This window comes from Cellulosimicrobium cellulans, from assembly GCF_001722485.1.
Lineage (GTDB): Bacteria > Actinomycetota > Actinomycetes > Actinomycetales > Cellulomonadaceae > Cellulosimicrobium > Cellulosimicrobium cellulans_A.
In genome coordinates this window covers 1-1,109 of sequence record NZ_LWGL01000345.1, presented here as the reverse complement: position 1 = coordinate 1,109, position 1,109 = coordinate 1, and the positions used below count along the sequence as shown (strand labels likewise).

Sequence of the window (1,109 nt, the reverse complement as noted above, 5' to 3'; positions counted from 1 at the left end):
GACGTCGGGCGACGCGGCCGACGGCCCGTCCGTCGCGCGCGCGGTGGCGGGCGCGTGCGCGCCCGGGGACGTGCTCGTCGTCGGGTCGTCCAGCCCCGTGCGCGACCTCGACCTCGTCCTCGGGGCGGTCCCCGCAGTGGCGGACGAACCGCGCCCGAGGATCCTCGCGAACCGGGGCCTCGCCGGGATCGACGGCACCGTGTCGACGGCGCTCGGCGTCGCGCTCGCCGTCGGGAACGACGCGCCGCCCGCCGGCGACCGCACGCACGGGCGACCCCGCACGCGCGCGCTGGTCGGCGACCTGACGTTCCTCCACGACGTCGGCGGCCTGCTGCGCGGGCCGCACGAGCCGCACGCCGACCTCCAGCTCGTCGTCGTCAACGACGACGGGGGGTCGATCTTCTCCGGTCTCGAGCCGGGCGGGCTCGGCGAGGCCTCGACCGACGCCGCCCGCACGTTCGAGCGCGTCTTCGCGACGCCGCACGGCGCCAACCTCGCGCACCTGTGCGCGGGCTACGGCGTCGACCACCAGCTCGTGCCCGACGTCGCGTCGCTGCGCCACGCGCTCGCCGCGCCGAGCCACGGGGTCCAGGTGCTCGAGATCCGCGTCCCGCGCGACGACCGCCGTCGGTCGGCCGCGGCGCTGGGGGATCAGGTCCGCGCCGCCGTGCGCGAGGCGCTCGCGGGCTGACGACTCGCCCGGCGCCGGTCGAGCGATGCGCTCCGGCGCGAGAGATGCGTGTGCGGACGCAGCTCTCGGACGCTGACGCATCGCTCGAGCCGGTGCGGCCCCGCGTGCTCGAACTCGCAGACAACTCCCAGCCAGGCTCAAGCGTCGCTCAAGCGCGCGGGTGTGAAGTAGTGGGCAGAACCGAGGAGGCCCACATGTCGACAGACACCCCCACCAGCACCACGCCGAGCACCCCGAAGCCGGGCGACGCCGGCACCCCCCGCCCCGTCCTCCACCCGCAGGGCGAGCCGACGCAACCGCTCACCGCGGCGCCGCACGCTCCCGCGAACCCGTACGCCCCGCCGGCCGGCCGCACGACGCCGGGCATGCCCGGGTCCGTCCCGCCCGCGACGCCGACGCCGCCCGCGAGCGGCTCGCC

Annotated in this window: 2 pseudogenes; both read left to right on the top strand. The window is 77.5% G+C overall.

The features are described from left to right. Positions 1–691 (top strand): annotated as a pseudogene (locus JZ5iCDA_RS17640) (2-succinyl-5-enolpyruvyl-6-hydroxy-3-cyclohexene-1-carboxylate synthase); the annotation flags it as partial. Positions 692–885: 194 nt separating this feature from the next. Continuing rightward, positions 886–1,109 (top strand): annotated as a pseudogene (locus tag JZ5iCDA_RS17635) (hypothetical protein); the annotation flags it as partial.